This window comes from Variovorax sp. GW821-FHT09B01, assembly GCF_059418345.1.
Window position 1 is genome coordinate 1 of record NZ_JBWKPQ010000042.1, and the last position, 21,737, is coordinate 21,737.

Below are 21,737 nucleotides of genomic sequence, written 5' to 3' on the forward strand. Positions count from 1 at the left end.
GCGCTGACGCGCTACCTGGACGACGGCAACTTGCCTGCAGACAACAACTGGGTGGAGAACCAGATCCGGCCGATCGCAATGACCTGTTCATAGTGCCCCACTTCGTTAAGTAGTTGAAAACATTGAGATCTGGTTCTCGACGAGGGCGCGACACGGGCGATCTGTTCGGGCTGCCGCGTCGATAACCTTCGGATCCAGCAGGTCGCTGGCTCGAATCTGATACGGCGCCCGCGGCACCACCTGCTCGGCGGGCAGTATGCCGTCCTTGATCAGGCGACGAATGCGGTGGTTGTTGACGCCGAGTTCGGCTGCGGCCTCTGACATGGTCAACCACTGCCCATCCTTGTGCGCTGAACGGTACGCGCGGATGTCGTTCACCCTGCGCACGGAGCTCACGCGATGCGCGGTCCACGTCTTCGCCTGGCCCGTGGGAAGGCCCATGCGATTGAGGGTTGCGGCAATGTGTTCGTCGGACCACTTGCCCGCCATGCTGCGCATCACAGCCAGGGCTTCATCGGGAGTTCGACAGCCGTGCTCGCCGGACTTCGGCTTCGCAAGCCTGACCTGCGAATGCTGGCCTCCACGCCAATGAATCGTCAGCACTATCTCTCGCGTCTTCTCATCGAGATCGGCAATGATCTCGTGGACCAAGGTGTGAAGCAATTGCTGGCGCGTGCGCATCGTCACGCCGGGCGCATCCCATGCGGCAGCGAGATTCTGAGCTAGTCCACCGAGGTCGGGCACCGGGACGGCCGACAGCGTTTGGTCCACAGCGTCGACGCGACGTTGGCACCGCTGCACACGCTGCAATGCCGACTCCCAGCTCTTCTCGAGCTGGGCGGCGATCAAACGGTTGTCGGGGTCGCATGCCGCGTAGCGACGCTCTGCGAGCGTTGCTTCATAGCGTGCTTGCTGCAGTTCCAGGTCCACGATTCGCCGTTGGTCCGCTTGGACTTCCATGTGCTTCCGTTCAGCTTGCAATGCCGCTTCGACAGCCAAGGGCTCGACCGCTCTCAGGAGCTCTCGTGCGATAGCCTCATCGGGGCGACGGCCTCCGAAGGCGAAGCACTGCGGCAGCGCCAACTGCACACTGCGGCGGTCGCATCGATATACGGGTTGGCCGGCCCCTCGGCCCGTATACGCTACCGTCAGGCGGCGGCCACAGCGTGCGCAGCAGAGCATCCCCGCAAGCAGTGCTCGGCCGCCACGCCCCGACTTCGGGCCATCGACTTTACCGTAGGCATTGATGGCAAGCTGCTTCTGATTGCGCTCGAACTCGGCCCCATCGATGTAGGCCTCATGGTGGTCCTTGAGCATCACCTCCCATTGCTCGACGGGCTTGCCGTGCCCGTAGCTCTTGCGCAGTCGCCCCTCCACGAGGGTGGTGCGCTTCTCGCTCTTGCCGTAGGCGTACGTGCCAGCATAGAAAGGGTTCTTGAGCACCGAGATCACGTTGCGATAGCGGATCGGTGTCCAGTCGAACGTCACCATCTTCTTGCCATCAGAGGGACGCGGGAAGTGAACCTGTTCAGCGGCGAGCGACAGAAAGACCTGGCGCGCGCTGCCCAGTTTGCGAAAGCGAGCGAAGATCAACCGGATCGCCTCCTGCAGGCGCAGGTCGGGATCAAACCCCAAACCGACTTCGCGATGCCAGACGTATCCAATGGGCACGCTGATGCGCAGTTCGCCGCGCTGGGCCTTAGCACGGGCGGCCTCGAACATGCGCGCCCTGAGCACGCCGAGTTCGAACTCGCTGATGCTGCCCTTCATGCCCAGTAGCAGCCGATCGTTGGGACGACACGGGTCGTAGACGCCATCCAGGTCGATGACACGGGCCTCGACCAAGCCGCAAAGCTCCAGCAGGTGATGCCAGTCGCGACCATTGCGCGCCAGCCTCGAGGCGTCGAAACACAGCACGGCGCCAACCTCGCCGGCGCAGAGCCACGCGACAAGCCGATCGAAGCCAGGTCTGGCCACCATGCCACTCGCGGACCGACCGAGGTCATCGTCGATGACTTCGACCTGCGTGAATCCACGGCGGCGTGCTTCCTCGACCAGGTCGTACTGGCGGCGCTGGCTCTCCAGGTTGTTCTGAACCTGCGTCTGGGTGGACTGCCGCACGTAGACGACGGCCTTGCGACGCAGCACAGTGGCGGGCAACAGATCAGTGTTCGCCATCGTCAGCTCCCGTCCGCTGAACACCCGCCGCCTGAAGCAGCAGGATCGCCAGTTGAGCGATCGCGTTGGCGCGTTCGCTTGGGCACATTCCCTGAAGGACTGGGGACTCGAATGCCATGCTCAACTGCCGCTGCGACACCGGCGCAGCCGGCACCAGGCTCCGCAGGCGTGGTCTGGGTGAACTCGTCATCTTGCTCCTCGCGATCGGTGTGATGGACACCGGAGGAGCTTCGCCGAAGGCCGCGTTGCGACAGCAGCAGATGCAGTTCGGTCAGGGCGGCGATCGACGCGCTTGGAGCGCCAAGGTTCATGCCGGCGCAAGAGGCTGCGTCGAGCATCCAGGCGGCCACGACGATAACGATGCCAGGACTCACCTCAACGTGAACGACCTCGCCCGTCGCTCGTTGCTCGCTGTACCGACGTCGCACACGACGGCCGTACAGCGCGTGCCAGCGGTAGAAGACTTCGACCTCTTGCCCGACATGGGCAGAATGACCTCGTGATTGCGCTTGGAAGACAGAACTGGCTGTTCGCCGGCAGCTTGCGCGCCGGCCGGCGAGCTGCTGCCGTCATGAGCCTGGTGCACTCGGCGCGTCTGAACGGCCACGAGCCGCACGCGTACCTGAAGGATGTTCTCGAGCGGCTTCCTACGCACCCGGCCAGCCGCATTGCAGAGCTGCTGCCGCATCGCTGGCAATCGAGCTGACGGCTCGCTTGTGCATGGCCTGCCGCAGTGCACTGCGACCAGCGGCCCGTTGCCACATCGGTGGCACACTGCGCAGCACCGCCTACACCCTATGCATCGTCGAGCTGGACTGGAAGGTCAGTCATCGCGTTATGAGTAACCACCAATGCTGAATATTGAGCCGGTCTTCAATGACGCTTTGACGTCGATTCTGGATGGCGGGGAGCATCTCGAAGCTGCCCCTCTTGCGGCGACCGTCTACTTGATGCAGCGAGATGTGATCAATCAGTATAGGTACGCGCTGGAACACTATCTAACAGTCGACCTCACGGCATCCTTCCTCCAGAACTCATCCTTGGGGACACCTTTACAGAAGTGGGCGAAGTTCACGAATGATGACTTCAGACTCCTCTCCTTCCACCTCCAAAATCTTGTTCGCTATACGGCAAGGCTGCTATGCGAAACGTTGTCAGCCAAGCACGATGCAGAGCGCGAGTTCGAAAAGTCAAAGGCTACGAGCAGCAAGTACATATCACTGCTTGTCAAACTGACCCGGCTGGAAACCAGCATTGGTCTCCGTGTTGAGGAGCGAAATTCACTCAAGGTCAGCTCACTCGAATCGGACGATGTGCTCATGGACATTGGAGCACGTGAAGAAACCTATAGCTGGGAAGATCCCCTGGAACGGCAAGAACTCCTACGCAAACTGGTAAGCTTGGGCGAAGCCGAGCTTGTAAGCCTCTTGAAGGCCCATGAAGCGTATGCGGCAGCATGCCGGGAGTTCTATGGCGCGCATGCAGTCATCACGCCATTTGATGGCCTTCATCCGTCGTATTGCATCTAGTGCCCCTGGGCAAGATGTCTTCACCGGACGCATACGATCCTCCGCCTCAGCGAGCCCCTTCGAAGTTCAAAATATTGTCCCCCGCCCGCGGCGAATTGCTCTCGGGAGCCCCGATCGAAAAGGCCTTCGGATCCCTGATCGACGTCATGTCGTACAGCGGATTGATCCGGCCCAGCTTCGCGCCACCGTCCCGAATGAGCGGCGACCAATTGAAAGCGGCGGTGAACTTGCTCGACTTCGGCAGGAATGAGTCGAAAGGCACCGCCACGTAGATGCCCTTGTCGAAGCTGCCTTCGCCGAACTCGCGCGACGACACATTCGTCTTAGTCGCATAGGCGCCGAGAACGACGCCGTTGTCGAAGCTCTTGCTGACGTTGAGCGTCACGCCCTTGTCACCCGCGAGGTACTGGCCCACGCTGATGCTCGCGCGAACGCCGTTCCAGCCCGTGTCCCAGTACAGCGTGGCGTGGCCCGTATTGACCTTGTAGTCACGCAGACCGAAGTCCTGTGCGAAGTCGCGTTGACGCACATGGTTGATGTCGATGCCGAAAGCGACGCGGCTGCGTGACGGGCGGTAGAGCCATTCGGCGCCAACACCGGCAAACATCGGCTCGAGCGCACCACCATAAACGCTGTAGTACTGATCCTCCGCCAGGCGGCCCACATGCGTGAGCTGGAATACCGGCAGGGTGAGCCGCTTCGTCGTGGCGTACTCCCGCTGGAAAGTCCGCACGCGCGGCAGATTGCTGGGCGCGGTGTAGGTGAACTTATCGAAGTTGTCGAACATGCGCCAGTTGAGGGCGCCGTTGAACCAGGTGCTGTCGGTGAGGCGGTACTCGAGGACCGCTTGAATGCCGATCTGATAGAGCAGGAAGGCGTCCGGGCCGCCGACGATCTGCGAGGTGCTGGGCGTGATGCCGAAGGTGTAGCGTTCGCGCTTGCGTTCCCATGGCGCCATTGGCGCAGGCGTTGTCGCCACAGTGGCGACATTGGCCGACGAACCATCTCCTGCCTTCTGCGGCGCATTTACGGATGCGCTCGCCGCCGTAGCGGCGACGGCAGGCAGAGGCTGCATGTCTTCACTGCTGTCCACGTTGGGTGCGTATTCGCGCTGGCCAACAGCACGCTTCTCGCTCGGAGTCATCGCCCGGTAATGCTCGTTGACCCACTCGTCGCGATTGATCACCTGCGCATGCAGCGAGAGCCCGCGTTCGCGGTAGTGGAGGACGAAGTACTTGATCGAGGCTGGCGCGTCGCGATGCAGCAGCGCGGTGATGGTCTCGACGCGCGCTTCGCGATAGACCGTCAAGCTTTCGCTGATCCAGACATGCAGCTTGTCGTCCTGCGGCGCGATGCGCTGCACGGTCCATTCGGTGCGCGCCTCGATGTCCGCCGCGGTCGTCGGCCAGCCAGGTGGCGCTTTGGGTGCTTCGGGCGTGAAGCGTGGCAGCGGCGCATCGAGCGCTTTGGGGGACTGGAGCTTGGCGAGATTGGTCGAGAGCGAGACGCCGACCATGACCTTGTCGCCGCGTTCGAAGCCCAGGGAGAACGACAGTCCGGGCGCGTAGCGGTACTCGAGCCCCACGTTGAACGGGGTTCGCTGGCGCTGATTGATGCCTGACGGTTCGTGCTGATAGTCGTTGCCGTCGTATTCGAGCTTCAGGGTCAGCGGGTCCCAGGGAGTCCGCCATTCCACGCCACCGAAAATCGCGGCAGGCCCGCGGAAGAAGCTGTTGAAATTGGCTTGGCCGCCGGTGGTGGCCGTGCTGCCGGGGCGTGTTCTGAAGCGATTGCTGACGGCGATCAGCGGATTCTTGATGTTGCCGCTGCTGCCCATGTAGCCCCAGCCGATGCCGAGGCTGAAATCGAAGTCGCCATAGCGTTTGCTGGCGACGAGGTACTCGGACGAGAACAGGCCGGTACCGCCGAAGTCGCGGAATCCGAGCGCGAGTTCCGGCACATAGGCCGACTCCTTGGCGAGCCGCACCTTGAAATCGATACTCTTGTCCTTGTTCGATTGGCCCGTGGTGCTTGCCGCGTAGGCCTGGTTGCTGATCGAGGTGTAGCGAAAGCCCGCTTCGAACCATTCCAGCGGCTGAAACATGAAGTTCAGCCGCGAGTAGGGATAGACGTTGGTGAACGAGAGCCGGAAGTCCCCGAGCTCGCCCATGCGGGCTGAAGGCGTTTGGAGGAGGCCGGTTTCGCCCCAGTCGTTCGTGCTGGTCCTGAAGACCTTGGGCGTGGGCACTGGCTCGGGCAGCACGGAGCGCACGGGCGCGTAGTGGGTTGCGTCGACGCCTTTCCGTGCGTCGAGGGACGTGATCAGCGGTGTGCGCTTGTCGGCGGCGGGCGCCGGCGCGACGGCATCGAGCGCTGCGGCATCCAGCACCTGGGGCGAGGGTCCCTGGGTCGCCAGGAATTTGATCATCCCCTCCGACGTCGCGACCAGATCCGGCATCGCTCGCGGCGCGGCCCAGATCCAGGATCCAGGCGCGGGTTCGTCCGAAGGTTGCGCATTCCAGGGCGCGACAGCGACGCGTGCGGTGCGGCCATCGGGCTGCGCCACCCAGGCCCAATCGGCCGTGGGAAGATCGCAGGCCTTGGCATAGTCCCAGGCGCTGCGGCCGGCCTCGTGCCGGACGTAGCAGAGCTCGCCGTTGGAACGCACCACAGCGATCGTCCTCAGTTCAGGCGGGCCCGCCACGAATTGCTGGCCGGCCGACAGGACGGGGTCCTCCGCGGGATGGGTTTCCAGCCACCGAGGGTCGACGATGCCCAGAGCCACGCGCCCGGTGACGGGCAGGCCTTGCAGCCAGGTGATCAGTGCGAGCCGGTCGACCTGGTCCGCACGAGGAGCGCGGCGGGCTTCGGCCTCGAGGCGGACCAGCAGGGTGTTCTTCAGGAACTGCTGCGCCAGCCGCTCCTCGGGGACGCGCCATGAGAGTCCGGGGGATGCCGTCTCCGACGGCTGCCGCAGCAACCAGGTGCTGAAGCGTTCGCCGGCGCGCACATCGGCGTCCGAGCTCGTGGCCGGGCCGTTCGAAGGTGCCGTACCGGCTTGCTGAGCCCAGGCGCCGCATGTGACGAGCAGCGCGCACGCCGCCGCTATGTGACGGGGCCAGTGGAAATGCCGAGGAGATGGGCCTCGCGAGGTCATGTCCCAGCGCTCGCCGGGGCGCCGGCTGCCGGCGGCGTGGGGGGTGTCCAGCGCTCGAAGCTCATACACAGATTGTTGGAGATGCACTGCTCGGAATAGATGACAACAGGTGTGCCTGTCTTGTTCGAGATTCCGAATCGGGCGGCAGGAAGAGAGGCGCTCGCCGGACGCGAGACGCTGCGCTCCTCATACCACTGAAGCGACTTCGGGTCCGTGCCGGCAATCGCGCTGTCGCTGGGCGCCGGTATGGAGATGCGGGTGATTTCGTCGTTGATGCCGAATCGATAGCCCGGCATGACGTCGCGCTCGCGTTCGTAGCGCTGCACGGGGGCGCTGCCGGCGTTCGAAGCCGTGGTGGGCCATGCGGGCCAGTTGGCAATGCGAACTGCGCGCCAGTCCGTGGAAAGCCCGGTGGTGCCGATCAGGCGGCCATTCAACAACCGAATGACTTCGCCGCCGCCGCTGTACCAGACTTCGACAGCGCCTTCGGGTCGCTGATCCAGGTAGCCAAGCACCATGTAAAGGGTGCGGCCCGAGATGTTGGCCCGCAGATAGGCGAAAGTGGGATTGAAAGTCGGCGAGGATGCCGACGATTGCCCTCCATAGAGGGCGCGTGCTGTGTCCAGCATCGCGGAAGAACCGGAAGAACAACCGCCAACGCCCAAAAAAAACGTTGCCAAAAGGCAACATTTTATAAGTCGCGTGGCGATACCAACGCGGGGACTTTTCAGCGAATGCCCTCCGTCAAGGAGGGCTCGCGGCATCAGCGCGTGGTGCCAGTCGTGCCGGTGGTGCCGGTGGTGCCGGTGCCGGGGATCAGGCCGAAGCCGCCGCCCGAATTGCCACCGTTGCCGCTGACGGCCGCGACGAACAGAGCCGCGCCTGCAGCAGCAGCGATCTTCTCTTCGGTCGTGAAGCTGCCTTGCGCGTTGTTGGTGGCGTTGGTGCCACCAGCAGGAGCGGTTTGAGCGAACACGGAAGAAACCGCCAGGGCGGACAGAGCGACAGCTGCAACCAGTTGGTTGGTTTTCATAAGGGATCCTCTCAAAGATTTTTATGCAATCGATTCGAGAGTAGCAGCATTGAAAGTGGGCCGCAACCCGTTTGCACTCGGTTTCTTCTTTGATACCCGATGCTGGGCGTGTCTGTGAAAAAGGTTACGCATCTGATGTTACGTAGCGACAAACGTGACATCGACCGTAACGAGGCCTTCGAAACGCCCGGAATCCACCGTGTTCCGGGGGCGCCCGGGCAAATCGGCTTCAAAAAACTCCAATGAAATCAACCGTTTAGTCGTCTTGGGCTCGGGTTGTTGGTGTCGGCGCCCCGCGCAGGCATCGATCCTGCGATTGCGTAAACCAACGTTAACTTTTTTCAGACCCGCAACCCAGTTGCCGCACCGGGAGATTCAAGGTGGAAATTCTGTTGGAAAAGACCGACGCCAGCGTGATGGCGAGAAATTCGAAGTTCCAGAGCGTGCTGATCGTCCACGACGATCTTCAGGTGACCGAACGTCTGCGCAGCGTGGTGTCGGTGCTCGAGCCCCGAGCCCGCGTGCTGGTCGCCCGCTCGTGCGCCCAGTCCCGTGAAATCCTGGTGCGCAGTTCCTGCTCGCTGGCGCTGGTCGGCATGGACCTGCCCGAGGACGGCGGCGTCTCGACCATCCTGCATCTGCGCGAAGCCCACCCGCACATGGAGCGCATCGCCGTCTCGGCCCTGCCCGATACGCAGCGTGTGCGCGCCGCGGTCTCGGCCGGCGTAGCGGGCTATCTGCTCACCGATGCGCTCGACACCGAGCTGGTCTTTCTGCTGCGCTCGCTCGAACGCGGCGGTGCGGCCATGGACCCGCGCGTCGCCCGTTGCGTGCTCGAGCGCATGTTCGGCAATCCGCGCCGCGCGCCGGCCAGCAGCAGCACGCAGGTGCCGTCGGCCGCCGCCGAAACCGAAGCGCCGAAGTCCGTGCTGTCGGTCAGCGAGCTCAAGGTGCTGAACCTGATCGCGCAGGGCTGGAGCAATCGGCAGATCGCCGAGGCCTTCTATCTCTCGATCAACACGATCGAGTTCCACGCCAAGAGCATCTACCGCAAGCTCGCGGTCAAGTCGCGCACGCAAGCCGTTCGCGAAGCGATGCAGCACGGCCTGCTGAACTGAATCTTCCCTCGTGAAGCGCCCGCGGTCGCAAGCCGCGGGCGCTTTCGCGCGCGCTCGTTCCGTTCATCGATAGCCCATCGATCACGAGCGGACGGCACCCCGCCGATGTCGGATCGGAGCGTCATTCGCGCGACCGCGCGGTCTTGCAACCGTTGAATTCGCACGTTGCGCCCCGCTACAATCGTCGGTTGACCCTGCTCCAGCGAAGAAGATAGAGGATCCCCATGAGTGACATGACCGCCGGCTCCCCCCGGATCGACACAAGCAAGCGGACCTGGTTGATCGCGTCCGGCTGTGCCGGTGCAGTGGGAGGCGTGGCCACCGCGATTCCCTTTGTCAGCACGTTCCAGCCCTCCGAAAAGGCCAAGGCCGCCGGCGCTGCCGTCGAGGTCGACATCTCCGGCCTGAAGGTCGGCGAGAAAGTCACCGTCGAGTGGCGCGGCAAGCCGGTCTGGATCCTCAAGCGCTCCCCGGAGCAGATCGCCGAGCTGCCCAAGCTCGATGCGCAGCTCGCGGACCCGCAGTCCAAGCGTCATCCCGACGAATTCACGCCCAAGTACGCTCAGAACGAGCACCGCTCGATTAAGCCCGACGTGCTGGTCGTGGTCGGCATCTGCACCCACCTCGGCTGTTCGCCGGTGGACCGCCTGCAGTCCGGCCCGCAGCCCTCGCTGCCCAACGACTGGGAAGGCGGCTTCCTCTGCCCTTGCCACGGTTCCACGTTCGACCTGGCCGGCCGCGTCTTCAAGAACAAGCCCGCGCCCGACAACCTGCCTGTGCCGCCGCACATGTACCTGTCGGACACCAAGCTCCTGATCGGTGAAGACTCCAAGAAGGCCTGAGGCAGAAGAAGAACATGGCTGAATTCCACGAAATCTCCCCCAACGCCCCGGCCAGCGCCAAGCTGCTGAACTGGGTCGACAACCGCTTCCCGCTGACTAAGCTGTGGAACGATCAGTGGGGCAAGTACTACGCGCCGAAGAACTTCAACTTCTGGTACATCTTCGGCTCGCTGGCGATGCTGGTCCTCGTGATCCAGATCGTCACCGGCATCTTCCTCGTCATGCACTACAAGCCCGACGCGAACCAGGCGTTCGCATCGGTCGAGTACATCATGCGCGACGTGCCATGGGGCTGGCTGATCCGCTACATCCACTCGACGGGCGCGTCAGCGTTCTTCGTGGTGGTCTATTTGCACATGTTCCGCGGCCTCATGTACGGCAGCTACCGCAAGCCGCGCGAGCTGATCTGGGTGTTCGGCTGCGCGATCTTCCTGTGCCTGATGGCCGAGGCCTTCATGGGCTACCTGCTGCCCTGGGGCCAGATGTCCTACTGGGGCGCCCAGGTGATCGTGAACCTGTTCGCCGCCATCCCGTTCATCGGTCCTGACCTGGCCCTGCTGATTCGCGGCGACTACGTGGTGAGCGACGCCACGCTCAACCGCTTCTTCAGCTTCCATGTGATCGCCGTGCCGCTGGTGCTGCTCGGCCTGGTGGTGGCTCACCTGATCGCGCTGCACGAAGTAGGTTCGAACAACCCCGACGGCATCGAGATCAAGGCCAAGCGCGGTCCCGACGGCCATCCGCTCGACGGCATCCCGTCGCACCCATACTACACGGTGCACGACATCTTCGGCGTGGTGGTGTTCCTCACGATCTTCTCGGCGGTGATCTTCTTCGCTCCCGAAGCCGGCGGCTACTTCCTGGAGTACAACAACTTCATCCCGGCCGATTCGCTGAAGACGCCGAACCACATCGCGCCGGTCTGGTACTTCACGCCCTTCTATTCGATGCTGCGTGCGACCACCGACGACATGGTCAACGTGTTCGCGCTGATCATCGGCGCGGCCGCGATCTGGAACTTTGTCAAGGGCAAGTCGGGCGTGGCGCTCAAGGTCGCGATCATCGTCGTGGCCGCCGTGGCGATCTTCCTGCTCAAGACCTTCGACGCCAAGTTCTGGGGCGTGGTCGTGATGGGCGGCTCGGTCATCATCCTGTTCTTCCTGCCGTGGCTCGACCACAGCGAAGTCAAGTCGATCCGCTACCGTCCGAGCTGGCACAAGTACGTGTACGGCGTGTTCGTCTTCTTCTTCCTGATCCTGGGCTACCTCGGCATCCAGCCGCCCGGCGTCTGGGGCAATCTCGTGATCGGCTCGTTCGCTCTCGACATCGCGCAAACCATCTCGCAGATCGGCACGCTGTTCTATTTCGGTTTCTTCCTGCTGATGCCGTGGTGGAGCCGCAAGGGCGAGTTCAAGACCGTGCCCGACCGCGTGACCTTCGCCGCCCATTGAAAAGCGCAAGACAGCTCGAGAGACACACGATGAAGAAAAGCATTTCCGGCTGGCTCGCGGCCCTGGGCCTGGTCATCGGCCTGGCTTCTGGCCTGACCTTCTCCACGGCCGCTTCGGCCGAATCCGGCGGCCTCGCCTGGGACAAGGCCCCGAACAAGACGAACGACGTGGCAGCGCTGCAGAACGGCGCCAAGCTGTTCGTCAACTACTGCCTCAACTGCCACTCGGCCGCCTTCATGCGCTTCAACCGCCTGCAGGACATCGGCATCAGCGAGCAGCAGATCAAGGACAACCTTCTGTTCACGACCGAGAAGGTCGGCGAGACCATGAAGGCCAACATCGACGCGCGCCAGGCCAAGGAATGGTTCGGCACCACGCCGCCCGACCTGACGTTGGTGGCGCGCTCGCGCGCCGGCCACGGCGGCGCCGGTGCGGACTACCTCTACACCTACCTGCGCACCTACTACCGCGACGACACCAAGGCGACCGGCTGGAACAACCTCGCATTCCCGAGCGTGGCCATGCCCAATCCGCTGTGGGAGCTCCAGGGCGAGCGTCGTCCGATCCACGCCAAGGTCGAGCAGCATGGCCACGAAGCCGATGTGTTCACCGGCAAGTGGGAGCAGGTCACGCCCGGCACCATGACCCCGCTGCAGTTCGACACCGCAGTGGGCGACCTGGTGAGCTACATGCAGTGGATGGCGGAGCCGGCGCAGAACACGCGCATCCGCATCGGTGTCTGGGTGCTGTTGTTCCTGTCGATGTCGGTGATTTTCGTGTGGCGACTGAACGCCTCGTATTGGAAAGACGTCAAGTAGTTCCATCCTTGCCGACCGGAGCGTCAAGTGCGCCGGTCCCGTGGAGTGGGTTGCCAACGCAACCCACTCTTTTTGATTTTTAGGAGTCTTTCGCCATGATGGTGCTGTATTCAGGTACGACCTGCCCCTTTTCCCACCGCTGCCGCTTCGTGCTGTTCGAGAAGGGCATGGACTTCGAGATCCGCGATGTCGATCTCTACAACAAGCCTGAAGACATCAGCGTGATGAACCCGTACGGCCAGGTCCCGATCCTGGTCGAGCGCGACCTGATCCTGTACGAGTCGAACATCATCAACGAGTACATCGACGAGCGTTTCCCGCATCCGCAGCTGATGCCCGGCGACCCGGTCGACCGCGCGCGCGTGCGCCTGTTCCTGCTCAACTTCGAGAAGGAACTGTTCGTGCACGTGTCGACGCTCGAGAACCGCACCGCCAAGGGCAACGAGAAGGCGCTCGAAAAGGCACGCTCGCACATCCGCGATCGCCTCACGCAGCTCGCGCCGGTGTTCCTCAAGAACAAGTACATGCTGGGCGACAACTTCTCCATGCTCGACGTGGCCATTGCGCCGCTGCTGTGGCGCCTCGACTACTATGGCATCGACCTCAGCAAGAACGCCGCGCCGCTCCTGAAGTACGCCGAACGCATCTTCTCGCGCCCGGCCTACATCGAAGCACTCACGCCCTCCGAAAAGGTCATGCGCAAGTAATCCTCGCGCAGGTCCGTTTCCGCTTCGCTTCATCGCCGTCCTTCATGATCAACGCGCTCGAGTCGTCTTCCACCCGCCCGTACCTCATCCGGGCGCTGTACGAATGGTGTACCGACAACGGGTTCACGCCCTATGTCGCGGTGCAGGTCGATGACACCGTCCAGGTTCCGCGCGAGTACGTGAAGAACGGCGAGATCGTGCTGAACATCAGTTTCGACGCGACCAGCTCGCTCAAGCTCGGCAACGACTTCATCGAGTTCAAGGCCCGTTTCGCGGGCACGGCGCGCGAGATCAGCGTGCCCGTGGGCCGCGTGATCGCGATCTATGCGCGCGAGAACGGCCAGGGCATGGCCTTCCCCGCACCGCCCCCGGCGGCCGACACTGGCATGGGGCTCGATTCCCCGGCCGCCACGGGCGTGCCGGCACCGGCGAGCCCGGTGCGTTCGGCGCTGCGCGATGCCTCGCGCGGCGGTGGCGAGAGCGAGGCCAACCGGGTCGTGCACCTGGTGACGGCTGACGATGCGGGCAGCGACGTGACCGACATCGGCGATGGCCCCGAGGCCGACCCGACCGACGAACCGCCGCGCCCTCCGGCCGGCGGCGGCGCGCGGCCTTCGCTCAAGCGCGTCAAGTAACCGGCCCAGGCCTGCAAGACGCGCCCGCTTCCGGACCCTGGTGGGCACCCCACTAGAATCCGCTGCAGATTTTTCTTTTTCGGCCGCTTTAGCTCAGTTGGTAGAGCACCCGCCTTGTAAGCGGAAGGTCGTCCGTTCGATTCGGACAAGCGGCACCAAATCAAAGCCTAGTGATAAAGACAAGGCACCCGAAGAAGCCCGGCAGTGTCCAAGAACGGCCGGGCTTTTTCTTTCGCATGAAAAAGCCGAGATCGCCATGCGATGCGAATCTGAAGAATAAACAGTTACGCCCGGATTCCTTGAGAATCTTTTTGAGGTCGGCCTATTAAGAAATATGTTGTTAGCTTGTCGCCCAAGAATTTTCCTATAGAAGAATTTTCTTTTTGGCTATTGGCGGCGCAATTCTTTAGATAAGCATATGCTTTCTTCGAGTTTCGTGCGAGCCGCCATTGCAACTTCAAACCGCTTTCGCTTTTGAAGCGGTTCAGTGCATAGCCCCACGCGAGTCAAAATTGGTTCCTCTGTCCCTATTTCTCATGTCCTAACTATTGTCGACGAGCACTCATGGGATGAGCTTGGAACGTGTCGTATCGCCCTACGGAGGTGCTATTTAAAGCGCGTTGTGCGAATGCAATCGGTGCACGGGCCCTGTCGTCTCGCGGACGGAGCTGAACTCTTCCGCAAATTGAGCAGCGGTATGCTCTTAGGCATGGCATTAGGCGCGTCCAATGTTCTCGCGGTACGTCATGAAGCTGGTTCATGGAGCAGCGACATGCACTGAAGACGAAAATATTGTTGGAGGGGCAATTTGTGGGTTTTATTATTTGCTTGCTCCTGTGACAAAGGTATCAAGTTTTGTGCCGAGTTTGTGCGGGAGTCCCATCTCTTTATGCGTATATCCTCTGTCATTCGGCTGCGCTATTAACGTCACTGCCACGAGATCTTCCAACGGCGAGATTCGGCTTCATCTTCAACGAGGAAGCTAGGTGGCCAGACGCCGCGAGCAGACCCTTTTTCGGAGGATGCTGGGGAAAAAGTTCTTATTGCTCAAAGCGTCGGTCCGTAAGTTTTGGGCGATGGCACCAAATCTCGATCAAGCGTATTTGTCCTAATTTCGCGTCGCCACTAAAAACCTCTCCGCGCTTATTTCATATATTCTGCTTAACGCAACTGTACTGCTGCACGGTTGTTGGAATTCGATTTGAAATTTAATATACGCACGGTATCCCAGGGTTAACGGAAAGGTCGAGTCGGTAGTGCGAGAACGCTTTATTTTTCTACTTTCATTGAGCATTGAATCTCTTTGGGTAAATATGTTCAGGCTGAATGTTGATTTCTGGAAGGAGAGCTGATTACATTTTAAAGTAGGGTCGGCAATATAAGATTTTGCAATTAGCAAACTACAAATGCGCTTTATGAGACGAAGCGATTTTTATAAACTTCCAAAGAATATTCCGCCTAAATTTCAGGGATCTATTGTAAGTGGTCGGTGGACTTCAATCCCCCAAAATGGGTATGTGGGCGGGGAGCCGAGCTTGTAGCATGCAAGAATGTATTTACATCCTATTCTTGCTAACCTCGCTCCAAAGGATCGGCTCGCTTGGATCCAAGATATGCAACTTCGGTCATACAGGCGAAACGAAAAAGTGCTAAAGATTGGGGGCTCGACCGATGTGGTTCCTTTTGTTAACCATGGGCTTTTACATGTTGTGGCGGAAGGAAGCGATGGGGGCGAAATCACTACGGATTTCATAGGTTCGGGAGGTTTCTATTCTGAGTCAATTCTGAATGTGGGTGCTTATTGCCCTTCGCATTCAGTGGTCGCGACATTGCCATCATCGGTTTATCTCATCCCTATTTCTGCGGTGCATAAGCTTTTACAGAAAAGCCCGAAATCCGCTATCTTTTTTTTGACAGACGCCATCAAGCGTACGAATTTAGTGCGGGCGCATTTCCGCCAAGTTTCGTCGCTAACTTCAAGTCAGCGCGTTTGGTACGGGCTTTGTCAGTTGCTCAGCTATGCGCCGACAAGCGAGGGAGGTTACGACAAGAGAATTACACAGCGGGTGATCGCTTCATATTTAGGTCTATCTCGCGGAGTGGTAAACAAGGAAATGCGACGGTTCGAGGCAGAAGGCGTTCTGCGGCGGGACGCGTTAAGCGTCAAAATCTTGAATGCCGCGCGCTATTGCGCTGCGCCGCTCACCAAGCACGCTTGAGAAACTTTTCGCCTTTATCCTCTCCGTGAAAGCCGTCGGATTTGCTGGGAAGCTTTTGCGGGCTGTTGGACGGTCATGAATCGCTTGCGCATTGATCCGGAGCTGTTGATAGTGTTCATAAACATCACACTTGGGATCACACTGTGGCCGAATGAGGGAGGCCGCCTTCCATAATCCGCGCCAGCTTGAAACAACGCATCCGGGTAGAAAAAGGCATGAATCAGATTCCGAAGCAGGGCAACCAGGGACCGGTCGACGTCGTGATCATGGCGGCCGGCAAGGGCACGCGCATGAAGAGCAGACTGCCCAAAGTGTTGCATCGTTTGGCCGGCCGCGCACTGTTGTCGCACGTGACCGGCACCGCCGCGCGCATCGGCGCCCGGCACGTGGTGATCGTCACGGGCCACGGCGCCGAGCAGGTCGAGGCCGCCATGGCCGCCTCGCCCGAGGCCGCCTCGCTGCGCTTCGCGCGCCAGGAGCCGCAGCTGGGCACCGGCCACGCGGTGCAGCAGGCCACGCCGCTCTTGCCCGACGACGGCACGGTGGTGATCCTCTCGGGCGACGTGCCGCTGATCGCCGAGGACACCTTGCGCACCCTGATTGCCGCCAGCGGCGGCGAGCGGCTGGCGCTCTTGACCATCGAGCTGGACGACCCCACCGGCTACGGCCGGATCATCCGCAACGCCGCGGGCGGCGAGGTGACCGCCATCGTCGAGCACAAGGACGCCAGCGAGGCGCAGCGCGCGGTGCGCGAGATCAACAGCGGCGTGATGGCCGCGCCCGCGAAGCTGCTCAAGGGCTGGCTCGAGCGGCTGGACAACCGCAATGCCCAGGCCGAGTACTACCTGACCGACATCGTCAAGCACGCCGCGGCCGACGGCGTGCCGGTGGTGGCCCACATCACGACCGACGGGCTGCAGGTGGCCGGCATCAACAGCCCGGTGCAGCTGGCCGAACTCGAGCGCGCCTTCCAGCGCCGCCAGGCCGAGGCCCTGATGACCCAGGGCGTGCGGCTGGCCGACCCGGCGCGCTTCGACCTGCGCGGCACGCTCGAATGCGGCGGCGACGTCGAGATCGACGTCAACTGCGTGTTCGAGGGCCAGGTCTCGCTCGGCGAGGGCGTGCGCATCGGCGCCAACTGCGTGATCGCCAATGCCCGCATCGAGGCCGGCGCCGTGATCCATCCCTTCACCCACATCGACGGCGAGAAGGCCGGCGTGACGGTCGGCGAGCGCGCGCTAATCGGCCCCTTCGCGCGGCTGCGCCCCGGCGCCCAGCTCGGCACCGAGGTGCACATCGGCAATTTCGTCGAGGTCAAGAACTCCACCCTGGCCGCCGGCGCCAAGGCCAACCACCTGGCCTACCTGGGCGACGCCACCGTGGGCGCGCGCGTCAACTACGGCGCGGGCAGCATCACGGCCAATTACGACGGCGCCAACAAGCACCGCACCGTGCTCGAGGACGACGTGCACATCGGCAGCAACTGCGTGCTGGTGGCGCCGGTCACCATCGGCGCAGGCGGCACCATCGGCGGCGGCTCCACGATTACCAAGACCACGCCGGCGGGCGCGCTGACCGTGGCGCGCGAAAAACAGGTCAGCGTCTCAGATTGGAAGCGACCTCATAAACAAGTCTGATATGGCTCGAGTGTTCCGCTGCTGAATCGCTTTGAAGGTGCGTACGACTAACTATGCGCTAGCGCGATCATCGTTGGGGCATCCGTGGAGATAGAGTTTGTTTCGCACGCCCAAGACCCCTTCGGCGGCAAAGCCCAAGTCGGCGCGCACCTTCGGAGTTGGCGAAGTCTGGGCAACGGGCACAGCAGGCTACTGGCACTCCCAATTGGACGCATGGACGGGAGACGCTCGCAGGCACGCACGTTCGTCTTCAGCGTTTCGACATGGAACCGGATAGCTCTCGAAGAAGTTCTATATGCACCCGTCTTTCTAGCTCGTGTTGTCTCATGCGAGGGCTCTGGAATAGTCGTCCGCTGGGTCAACTAAAACCTTCTGCGCCCATACGAAAAAATAAGACTCACTCAAAAGCTTCATATTAGCTGCGAAGGAATCATAAATATGCGTCGAAAATATTTCGGCACCGACGGCATCCGTGGCACCGTCGGCCGTTCGCCGATCACCGCCGACTTCGTGCTGCGCCTCGCGCACGCGGTGGGCCGCGTGCTCAAGAAGACCGAGGCCCGGCCCACCGTGCTGATCGGCAAGGACACGCGCATCTCGGGCTACATGCTCGAGTCGGCGCTCGAATCGGGCTTCAACTCGGCCGGCGTCGACGTGGTGCTGCTCGGCCCGCTGCCGACCCCGGGCGTGGCCTACCTCACGCGCGCGCAGCGCGCCAGCCTCGGCGTGGTGATCAGCGCGAGCCACAACGCCTATCCGGACAACGGCATCAAGTTCTTCAGCGCGCAGGGCACCAAGCTCAGCGACGAATGGGAACTCGCGGTGGAAGCCGCGCTCGAGGAAGACCCGGTCTGGGTCGAGTCGGCCAGCCTGGGCAAGGCGCGCCGCCTCAACGATGCGGCCGGCCGCTACATCGAGTTCTGCAAGAGCACCTTCTCCAACGACCTCACCCTGCGCGGCCTGAAGCTGGTGGTCGACGCGGCCCACGGCGCGGCCTATCAGGTGGCTCCCGACGTGTTCCACGAACTGGGCGCCGAGGTGCAGAGCATCGGCTGCACGCCCGACGGCCTCAACATCAACGACGGCTTCGGCGCCACGCATCCCGAGGCCCTGATCGCCGCCGTGACGGCCCAGAAGGCCGACTACGGCATCGCGCTCGACGGCGATGCCGACCGGCTGCAGCTGGTGGATGCCAGCGGCCGCCTCTTCAACGGCGACGAACTGCTCTACCTGATGGTGGCCGAACGCATCGCGCGCGGCAGCAAGCCGGCCGGCGTGGTCGGCACGCTGATGACCAACAAGGCGGTCGAGGTGGCGCTGCGCGGGCAGGGCATCGAGTTCGTGCGCGCCAAAGTCGGCGATCGCTATGTGCTCGAGGAACTCGAGAAGCACGGCTGGCTGCTGGGCGGCGAGGGCTCGGGCCACCTGCTGGCGCTCGACTGCCACACCACCGGCGACGGCATCGTGAGCGCGCTGCAGGTGCTGCAGGCCTGCGTGCGCAGCGGCAAGAGCGTGGCGCAGCTGCTCGAGGGCGTGACGCTGTTCCCGCAGACGCTGATCAACGTGCGCCTGGCGCCGGGCCAGAACTGGAAGGACAACGAGGCGCTGGCCAGCGAAACCAGGCGCATCGAGGCCGAGCTCGGCGACTCGGGCCGCGTGCTGATCCGAGCCAGCGGCACCGAGCCGCTGCTGCGCGTGATGGTTGAGGCGATAGAACCCGAATTGGCGGATATATGCGCGAGGCGCCTTGTCGATTTGATTCCCGTTGCACGGGCTATTCTCGCCCAGCCTGAATTAACGTAGGCCTGCGCGACTCGGGCTGTGCAAAAAATTAGATCATGGGTAAGGGAGGCCCTCAGCGATGCAATACACGATTGCGCTACAGCTTCAATTCTCCGCATCGCTTCAGTCGATGTTTCTAACCCAAAGTTTAGCACGCATTTTCTCAAACGAGCTTGGTGCAAGCTGAGTCTGTTGATCGTTTACGCTCTAAGAGCGCCGGAATGCGGTCGGCATAAATATGCTGCACGGCGTAGCCGCCGCGCAGGTCTGGCGGGCTGATTCGGGCTTCGCAGACGCACTCATCTCACGATTCCCATCCACCGTTGCCGCACCATTCTCAGATTCGACAAAGCGAACAATGTGACGATCTGCGACGGGTTCTTCGTCCGCCCGCAGTACCTCTCACCTGGGTGAAATCTAACTGCTGCTTGATTACGCAAAATGGATGCTCCATCTTGGCCCGGATGCATCCGTGACGAAAACGTCACTGACGATAAGCCCCTTCTTGTTAGAGGATGGATCTCCGTTCGTGCCCCGGCGCCGCCTGAGCAGCAAAGATGTAATGTCGCTCGCTTTACGTCGTTTGCGCCATGCTGAGCCCGGGTCCAGCAAGCAGCGTAATCGCCTTTCGCTTGAGTTCGTGAATAAATGTCGTGCTTCGGCATCTGAATCACTTCTCGACTTTCGGTTTAAGCGATGACGGCTAGGGAGCCACCAGCGGATTAGTTTTTCTACTCTGATAGGCGTCGAACACTCGAATAGCGATCTTTTTAAGTGCGACTAGATTGCATGATTCGAGATGGCAACGCATCGAATGCGCCTCGACTGCGGATGTGAAGTGGGGTCTGGCGCGGAAGAGGGGGGAGGAATCTAGAAAAATTGAACCCTATATCACACGATTGAGCAAAAAACGCAAGGCTGCTTTCGCGCATGGATGATGCCTTTCTAGCAAGAAAAGCTCAAATGATGCGAGATTTCAGGCTCGTGGGACCGCTCCAGGCAGTTCCACCGCGCTTTTCTCGTCGTTATATCCTCTTTAACACTCGTTTATGCCAATTTGCCCTCAATGCAATTCTCCAAACGTTAAAACTCGCGATATCGCTCGCCGCTTAGGCAGCGCTACTGGGGCCTTTGCTGGCGCTTGTACCGCGGCGTGGGCTCTGAGAGGCGCGCAGGCGGGCGCCGCAATGGGGCTGCTCGCAGTTCCCGTCGGTGGCTGGATCGGTGCTGTGGTTGGCGGCGCGCTCGGCGGACTCGCTGCAGGCGCTGCTCTGGGCGAGGCCCTCGATCTCACCGCGCTGAACAACTACCAATGCATTGCTTGTTGCCACATTTTTCATGTCTGACCTGTCATCCGCCTTGGATCCGTACTCTCAGCCCTCGCGCTGACGCGACGGCTGCACCTTCACCTGAACCCGCCTCGTGCGGGTTTTTTCGTTTCAGGCCCGACAGGCTTTTTTCCCTGTCCTTTTTCCTCTTCCCTACAGCTTATTTATCCCTTTAAGGATTTTTGATGGCACATCTTCTCGAGCAAATGGCCTATGTTGGTCAAACCCCTTGGCACGATCTTGGTCACGCAATTGCGCGGCAGCAGCCCTTGGAGGTCTGGGCGCGTAGCGCCGGCATGGAGTGGTCGATCCAGGAGACGCCAGTACGTTTCTCACGTGAAGCCGAGCGAGCCGCAGAGACCGGAAATCGGGCGCTGCCTACCCATGGCCTAGAGGTCTTCGATCAGCACAAGGTGCTTTACCGCAGCGACACGGGTGCAGCGCTGTCTGTGGTGGGCCATCGCTACCAAGTTGTGCAGCCGCGGGAGGTTCTGGAGTTCTACCGGGACCTTACCGAGATCGGCGGCTACGAGATGGAGACCGCTGGCATCCTCAAGGCAGGCCGCAAGTTCTGGGCGCTTGCGCGCACCGGCCAGCGCATCGTCCTCCAGGGCTCCGATGCGGTGGAGGGATATCTGCTGCTGGCCACCTCCTGCGACGGTACCTTGGCCACCACCGCGACGCCGACCACCGTGCGTGTCGTGTGCCACAACACCCTCACGATGGCGATCAACGGCGCGAGCAGCAACGCCATCCGTGTGCCGCACAGCACAGCCTTCGACGCCGATGCGATCAAGCGGCAGCTGGGCATCGCGGTATCGCACTGGGACAGCTTCATGTATCGCATGAAGGCCCTATCCGAGCGCAAGGTCAAGACCCGCGAGTCCATGGACTATTTTGTCCAAGTGCTGAACGGAAAGCCCAGCGAACCGACAAGCAAAGCTGCCGCGCACCAGGAGATCGATCGCAAACAGATGGCTGTCCCTCGTGACCGGGCGGCCAAACGACTTCAGGCGTTATACGAAGGCCAAGGCCGCGGTGCCGAACTTGCGGCCGCCAAGGGAACCGCCTGGGGCCTACTGAACGCTGTGACCGAGTGCGTTGACCACGAGCGGCGTGCGCGCAGCCGGGATAACCGCCTCGATAGCGCTTGGTTCGGTCAGGGTGCGGCGCTGAAACAGCGTGCGCTGGATCTTGCTCTTGAGCTCACATCGTGAGGCGAATCGACGGCCCCTTGGTTCTTCTCACCCATTTACTCACTATCACCCTCACACGCTTTTCACCCCCGCGCCATCGCCCGAAG

At 61.7% G+C, this 21,737-nt stretch carries 17 protein-coding genes, 1 tRNA gene and 2 pseudogenes; 16 read left to right on the plus strand and 4 right to left on the minus strand.

The annotated features are described in order from the left end of the window. Positions 1–81 (plus strand): annotated as a pseudogene (locus AC07RV_RS44650) (IS66 family transposase); the annotation flags it as partial. A gap of 24 nt (positions 82–105) precedes the next feature. Here AC07RV_RS44650 and AC07RV_RS44655 read toward each other — a convergent pair. After that, the gene (locus AC07RV_RS44655; protein WP_492716508.1) at positions 106–2,178 is read right to left on the minus strand and encodes a recombinase family protein; all 2,073 of its coding nucleotides are present in this window, start codon (positions 2,176–2,178) and stop codon (positions 106–108) included. Between the two features lie 116 nt (positions 2,179–2,294). Here AC07RV_RS44655 and AC07RV_RS44660 point away from each other — a divergent pair, with 116 nt between their 5' ends. The 3 genes and pseudogenes from AC07RV_RS44660 (at position 2,295) to AC07RV_RS44670 (ending at position 3,707) form a co-directional block, all read left to right on the plus strand. Continuing rightward, on the plus strand, positions 2,295–2,681 hold the full coding sequence (locus tag AC07RV_RS44660; protein ID WP_492716506.1) for a hypothetical protein: 387 nt from the start codon (positions 2,295–2,297) through the stop codon (positions 2,679–2,681). Between the two features lie 2 nt (positions 2,682–2,683). Then, positions 2,684–2,884, plus strand: a pseudogene (locus tag AC07RV_RS44665) (transposase domain-containing protein); the annotation flags it as partial. A 145-nt stretch (positions 2,885–3,029) separates the two neighbouring features. After that, a complete protein-coding gene (locus AC07RV_RS44670; RefSeq protein WP_492716504.1) occupies positions 3,030–3,707 on the plus strand; it encodes a hypothetical protein in 678 nt (225 codons plus the stop codon). Between the two features lie 46 nt (positions 3,708–3,753). On the opposite strand, the gene AC07RV_RS44675 is transcribed toward AC07RV_RS44670, so the two are convergent. From AC07RV_RS44675 to AC07RV_RS44685, 3 genes are all read right to left on the minus strand, one after another. Then, the gene (locus tag AC07RV_RS44675; protein ID WP_492716502.1) at positions 3,754–6,864 is read right to left on the minus strand and encodes a YjbH domain-containing protein; all 3,111 of its coding nucleotides are present in this window, start codon (positions 6,862–6,864) and stop codon (positions 3,754–3,756) included. After that, entirely contained in the window at positions 6,861–7,493 is a 633-nt protein-coding gene (locus AC07RV_RS44680; RefSeq protein ID WP_492716500.1) for a YjbF family lipoprotein, read from the minus strand. The genes AC07RV_RS44675 and AC07RV_RS44680 overlap by 4 nt, the downstream gene beginning before the upstream one ends. 134 nt (positions 7,494–7,627) lie before the next feature. Beyond that, positions 7,628–7,897, minus strand: a complete 270-nt coding sequence (locus tag AC07RV_RS44685; protein WP_492716498.1) for a hypothetical protein — start codon at positions 7,895–7,897, stop codon at positions 7,628–7,630. 392 nt (positions 7,898–8,289) lie between these two features. On the opposite strand from AC07RV_RS44685, the gene AC07RV_RS44690 reads away from it, so the two are divergent. The 12 genes from AC07RV_RS44690 to AC07RV_RS44745 all read left to right on the plus strand — a co-directional run bounded on the left by AC07RV_RS44690 (position 8,290) and on the right by AC07RV_RS44745 (position 21,651). Beyond that, positions 8,290–9,015, plus strand: coding sequence for a response regulator transcription factor (locus AC07RV_RS44690; protein WP_492716496.1), 726 nt, complete (start codon positions 8,290–8,292; stop codon positions 9,013–9,015). Between the two features lie 224 nt (positions 9,016–9,239). Beyond that, positions 9,240–9,857: a ubiquinol-cytochrome c reductase iron-sulfur subunit gene (gene petA / locus AC07RV_RS44695; protein ID WP_093351864.1), complete on the plus strand. Its 618-nt coding sequence runs from the start codon at positions 9,240–9,242 to the stop codon at positions 9,855–9,857. A 14-nt stretch (positions 9,858–9,871) separates the two neighbouring features. Then, complete coding sequence (locus AC07RV_RS44700; protein WP_093351863.1) at positions 9,872–11,308, plus strand: cytochrome b; 1,437 nt, start codon at positions 9,872–9,874, stop codon at positions 11,306–11,308. Between the two features lie 29 nt (positions 11,309–11,337). Further along, the gene (locus AC07RV_RS44705) at positions 11,338–12,126 is read left to right on the plus strand and encodes a cytochrome c1 (protein ID WP_492716493.1); all 789 of its coding nucleotides are present in this window, start codon (positions 11,338–11,340) and stop codon (positions 12,124–12,126) included. A gap of 95 nt (positions 12,127–12,221) precedes the next feature. After that, on the plus strand, positions 12,222–12,833 hold the full coding sequence (locus AC07RV_RS44710) for a glutathione S-transferase N-terminal domain-containing protein (protein ID WP_057596959.1): 612 nt from the start codon (positions 12,222–12,224) through the stop codon (positions 12,831–12,833). 44 nt (positions 12,834–12,877) lie between these two features. After that, positions 12,878–13,468 carry a ClpXP protease specificity-enhancing factor gene (locus AC07RV_RS44715; protein WP_208511607.1) on the plus strand — a complete coding sequence of 197 codons (591 nt, stop codon included), beginning with the start codon at positions 12,878–12,880 and terminating at the stop codon, positions 13,466–13,468. 82 nt (positions 13,469–13,550) lie between these two features. Next, positions 13,551–13,626 (plus strand) — tRNA-Thr (locus AC07RV_RS44720). Positions 13,627–15,081: 1,455 nt separating this feature from the next. Further along, positions 15,082–15,687, plus strand: a complete 606-nt coding sequence (locus AC07RV_RS44725; RefSeq protein ID WP_492716491.1) for a Crp/Fnr family transcriptional regulator — start codon at positions 15,082–15,084, stop codon at positions 15,685–15,687. Positions 15,688–15,902: 215 nt separating this feature from the next. Next, positions 15,903–17,324 carry a bifunctional UDP-N-acetylglucosamine diphosphorylase/glucosamine-1-phosphate N-acetyltransferase GlmU gene (gene glmU, locus AC07RV_RS44730; RefSeq protein WP_492716489.1) on the plus strand — a complete coding sequence of 474 codons (1,422 nt, stop codon included), beginning with the start codon at positions 15,903–15,905 and terminating at the stop codon, positions 17,322–17,324. A 438-nt stretch (positions 17,325–17,762) separates the two neighbouring features. Continuing rightward, entirely contained in the window at positions 17,763–19,127 is a 1,365-nt protein-coding gene (gene glmM, locus AC07RV_RS44735) for a phosphoglucosamine mutase (protein WP_492716487.1), read from the plus strand. A 1,166-nt stretch (positions 19,128–20,293) separates the two neighbouring features. Continuing rightward, positions 20,294–20,452 (plus strand): hypothetical protein, encoded by a 159-nt coding sequence (locus AC07RV_RS44740; RefSeq protein ID WP_492716485.1) that lies wholly within the window; start codon positions 20,294–20,296, stop codon positions 20,450–20,452. 167 nt (positions 20,453–20,619) lie between these two features. Further along, complete coding sequence (locus AC07RV_RS44745; protein WP_492716483.1) at positions 20,620–21,651, plus strand: DUF932 domain-containing protein; 1,032 nt, start codon at positions 20,620–20,622, stop codon at positions 21,649–21,651. The last annotated feature ends 86 nt before the right edge of the window (positions 21,652–21,737 follow it).

Bases quoted from the DNA above. Each gene is read 5' to 3' on its own strand.
- AC07RV_RS44655 (WP_492716508.1), bottom strand. From the start codon at position 2,178: ATGGCGAACACTGATCTGTTGCCCGCCACTGTGCTGCGTCGCAAGGCC.
- AC07RV_RS44660 (WP_492716506.1), top strand. From the start codon at position 2,295: ATGCTCAACTGCCGCTGCGACACCGGCGCAGCCGGCACCAGGCTCCGC.
- AC07RV_RS44670 (WP_492716504.1), top strand. From the start codon at position 3,030: ATGCTGAATATTGAGCCGGTCTTCAATGACGCTTTGACGTCGATTCTG.
- AC07RV_RS44675 (WP_492716502.1), bottom strand. From the start codon at position 6,864: ATGACCTCGCGAGGCCCATCTCCTCGGCATTTCCACTGGCCCCGTCAC.
- AC07RV_RS44680 (WP_492716500.1), bottom strand. From the start codon at position 7,493: ATGCTGGACACAGCACGCGCCCTCTATGGAGGGCAATCGTCGGCATCC.
- AC07RV_RS44685 (WP_492716498.1), bottom strand. From the start codon at position 7,897: ATGAAAACCAACCAACTGGTTGCAGCTGTCGCTCTGTCCGCCCTGGCG.
- petA (WP_093351864.1), top strand. From the start codon at position 9,240: ATGAGTGACATGACCGCCGGCTCCCCCCGGATCGACACAAGCAAGCGG.
- AC07RV_RS44700 (WP_093351863.1), top strand. From the start codon at position 9,872: ATGGCTGAATTCCACGAAATCTCCCCCAACGCCCCGGCCAGCGCCAAG.
- AC07RV_RS44705 (WP_492716493.1), top strand. From the start codon at position 11,338: ATGAAGAAAAGCATTTCCGGCTGGCTCGCGGCCCTGGGCCTGGTCATC.
- AC07RV_RS44710 (WP_057596959.1), top strand. From the start codon at position 12,222: ATGATGGTGCTGTATTCAGGTACGACCTGCCCCTTTTCCCACCGCTGC.
- AC07RV_RS44715 (WP_208511607.1), top strand. From the start codon at position 12,878: ATGATCAACGCGCTCGAGTCGTCTTCCACCCGCCCGTACCTCATCCGG.
- AC07RV_RS44725 (WP_492716491.1), top strand. From the start codon at position 15,082: ATGCAACTTCGGTCATACAGGCGAAACGAAAAAGTGCTAAAGATTGGG.
- glmU (WP_492716489.1), top strand. From the start codon at position 15,903: ATGAATCAGATTCCGAAGCAGGGCAACCAGGGACCGGTCGACGTCGTG.
- glmM (WP_492716487.1), top strand. From the start codon at position 17,763: ATGCGTCGAAAATATTTCGGCACCGACGGCATCCGTGGCACCGTCGGC.
- AC07RV_RS44740 (WP_492716485.1), top strand. From the start codon at position 20,294: ATGGGGCTGCTCGCAGTTCCCGTCGGTGGCTGGATCGGTGCTGTGGTT.
- AC07RV_RS44745 (WP_492716483.1), top strand. From the start codon at position 20,620: ATGGCACATCTTCTCGAGCAAATGGCCTATGTTGGTCAAACCCCTTGG.